This window comes from Marilutibacter maris, assembly GCF_006546735.2.
GTDB classification, from domain to species: domain Bacteria; phylum Pseudomonadota; class Gammaproteobacteria; order Xanthomonadales; family Xanthomonadaceae; genus Marilutibacter; species Marilutibacter maris.
In genome coordinates this window covers 1-2738 of the sequence record NZ_VICD02000202.1, presented here as the reverse complement: position 1 = coordinate 2738, position 2738 = coordinate 1, and the positions used below count along the sequence as shown (strand labels likewise).

The 2738-nt window shown below is 71.5% G+C and carries 5 protein-coding genes; 2 read left to right on the top strand and 3 right to left on the bottom strand.

The genetic code is table 11. The features are described 5' to 3' along the window. From FKV24_RS11610 to FKV24_RS11600, 3 genes are all read right to left on the bottom strand, one after another. Window positions 1-341 (bottom strand): urease accessory protein UreH domain-containing protein (locus FKV24_RS11610; RefSeq protein ID WP_249041001.1); only part of this gene is annotated, 341 nt, incomplete at its 3' end. Beyond that, entirely contained in the window at window positions 341-769 is a 429-nt protein-coding gene (locus tag FKV24_RS11605; RefSeq protein WP_141482497.1) for a thioredoxin family protein, read from the bottom strand. The genes FKV24_RS11610 and FKV24_RS11605, both read right to left, overlap by 1 nt. A gap of 67 nt (window positions 770-836) precedes the next feature. Then, the gene (locus FKV24_RS11600) at window positions 837-1094 is read right to left on the bottom strand and encodes a GIY-YIG nuclease family protein (protein WP_111266987.1); all 258 of its coding nucleotides are present in this window, start codon (window positions 1092-1094) and stop codon (window positions 837-839) included. A 93-nt stretch (window positions 1095-1187) separates the two neighbouring features. Between FKV24_RS11600 and FKV24_RS11595 the strand changes: the two genes are divergently transcribed. Then, window positions 1188-1862 carry a GNAT family N-acetyltransferase gene (locus FKV24_RS11595; RefSeq protein ID WP_141482496.1) on the top strand — a complete coding sequence of 225 codons (675 nt, stop codon included), beginning with the start codon at window positions 1188-1190 and terminating at the stop codon, window positions 1860-1862. A 43-nt stretch (window positions 1863-1905) separates the two neighbouring features. Beyond that, window positions 1906-2738, top strand: an 833-nt coding sequence (locus FKV24_RS11590; RefSeq protein WP_141482495.1) for a DUF1615 family protein, incomplete at its 3' end; no start/stop codon positions are given.

The following is a 2738-nucleotide window of genomic DNA, read 5'->3' as shown; positions in this document are numbered from 1 at the left end:
CCGCCGGCGTTGCCGACCGAGGCGGTGGCGCGTTCGCCCAGACGTTGCAGCGCCGGTACCAGCAGCACCAGCCCGAACAACGTCATCAGCACGCCGGCCCCGGTACGCAGGGCCTGTCCGTCGATGCCGAGCAGGTGGCCACTTCCAGTCACCACGACGCCGATCAGGGTGAACGAGGCCGCCATGCCCGCCGCCAGCGCGACCAGGCCCCAGCGGCTGCGACCGCCGGCCGAGGCCGCGACCATCGGCAGGATCGGCAGCACGCAGGGGGACAGCGTGGTCAGCAGCCCGGCCAGGGCGGCCAGGCCGAGCGTGGCCAGGCCCAGCGCCTCCGGCGCCATTACTTCACGCCTTGCCGCAGGAAGCTGCGCAGTCGGGCCTCGTCGGTCTCGGCGACCGACATGCCCAGCTTGTTGCCGCCCTTGAACACGAACAGCGTGCTCTGGCGTGGCGCCCCGAGTTCGCGCGCGGCATCGCGCTGGTCGTCCCAGTCGAGCTTGAGCGCGGCATAGCCGGCCAGTTCGGGCTCGGCCAGCAGCCTGGCCAGGATCGGCCCCTGGCGCCGGCAGGTCGGGCACCAGTCGGCGTGCACGTCGACCAGTACCGGGCGGCCCTCGGCCTGCAAGGCGGCCAGGCGCGCGGCGCTGTAGGGCAGGAAGTCGGCGCGGTCGTCGGCGCCAGCGGAGAAGGCGGCGAACGCCGTGACCAGGGCGAGCAGCAGGGCGCCGGCGGTGAGGGACAACGAGCGGGGGGTGAACAGACGTGGCATGACGGGAGTCCGTAGATAGGTACGGCTCCTGTTCGCATGCGCGGCGGCAAAGGTTACGCCGCGTCGTCTAGGGCGGCTCGGCCTGCAGGCAAAGCGCCCGCTTGCGCGCCGGCGACAGCTTCTTGATCGCGTGCTCGGCGCGGCTGGCGGCGGCGCGGTCCGGGTAGCGGAAGCGGGCCAGCACGCGTTCCGGCGGCCACGCGCGGGTAAAGCGCGCGCCCTTGCCGGCGAGATGTTCGGCGTAGCGGCGCTCGACGTCGGTGGCGATGCCGGTATAGATCCGGCCGCCGCGGCATTCCAGCAGGTACACGAACCAGGAGGGCATCGGGCCAGTGTAGCGATGCCGGTGCCCCTTACCGTCGTCGCCGTGCTGCGGCAGACTTGGAGCCCGTCCGCGTCGCGCCAGACAGGAGCGCCGATGTCGCTTTCGCTCGACAATCCAGTGTGGGCCTCGCTGGCTTCCCTGCATGCCGGGTTCGCCAGGCGCTCGGGAGCCGCCGCCTCGTATCCGCCGCAGGTCGCGCCCTTCGTCGCCGTCGAGACCCCGGACGCCGATGCGGCGGCGCTCGACACGGTGGTCGAGCCCGGCGAGAACGTCTTGTTCGTCGGCCCCTCGCCGCAACTGCCGCCGCACTGGCAGGCCGGGGAGGCGGTGGCGATCGCGCAGATGGTCTGCGAGCGGCCGCTGCAGATGCCCGACGGACCCGCGATCACGGCGCTGGACGATGCCGACACCGCCGACGTGCTGGATCTGATCGCGCGGGTCTACCCGCACTACTTCCGTCCGCGCACGGTGGAGATGGGGCGCTATTTCGGCATTCGCATCGACGGCCGGCTGGCCGCCATCATCGGCGAGCGGATGGGATTTCCCGGCCACCGCGAGCTGAGTGCGATCTGCACCGATCCGGCCTTCCTCGGCCGCGGTCTTGCGCGCCGGCTGATGGCGCATCTGACCAACGACATCCTCGCTTCGCAGGCGCTGCCGTTCCTGCATGTCAGCCATCAGAACGCGCGCGCCAAGGCGCTGTACGAGCACGTGGGCTTCCGCTTCCGTGCCGACATACCGCTGCGCGAGGCACGGCGGACCGGCTGAACGGTCCTGCTAGTCTGGGCGCCGTTGCGCACGAGTACCGCCGATGCGAATCGCCCGATCGAATCTACGTTCCGCCCTCCTGGTCATCCTGGCCGCGCTGTTGCTGGCCGGTTGCGCGAGCGGCCCCGACAGCCGGGCCCCGTACCGCAGCCCGGCCGAGATCCGTGCCGAGATCGTCAGGCGGATGCCGGCCGGCACCCCGGATCGCGAAGGCTGGGCCGCCGACATCCAGGTCGCGTTCACCGCGCAGGGCATCGAGCCCAGCAGCAGCAACCTGTGCGCCGCGCTGGCGGTGACCCAGCAGGAATCGACCTTCCAGGCCAACCCGCCGGTGCCGGGACTGGCACGCATCGCCCGCGAGGAGATCGAGCGCCGCGCCGCCGCCGTGCACGTCCCCGGTTTCCTCGTCGATGCGGCGTTGAAGGTGAAGTCGACCGACGGCCGCAGCTACGCCGAGCGTATCGCCGCGGTGAGCACCGAGCAGGAACTCAGCGCGATCTTCGAGGACTTCACCGGCCGCGTGCCGATGGGCGGGAAGTTGTTCGACGGCTTCAATCCGGTGCGCACCGGCGGGCCGATGCAGGTCAGCATCGCGTTTGCCGAGTCCCACGCCGACGACTATCCGTACCCGGTGCCGACCTCGATCCGCCACGAGGTGTTCAGCCGCCGCGGCGGCATGTACTTCGGTATCGCCCACCTGCTCGGATACCCGGCCCGCTATTCCGAACCGCTGTACCGCTTCGCCGATTTCAACGCCGGCTGGTACGCCAGTCGCAATGCCGCCTTCCAGGCCGCGGTCGCCGCCGCGACCGGACTGCCGCTGGCGCTGGACGGCGACCTGCTGCGCCCCGGCGCGCCGCTGGACGAGCCGGGCGG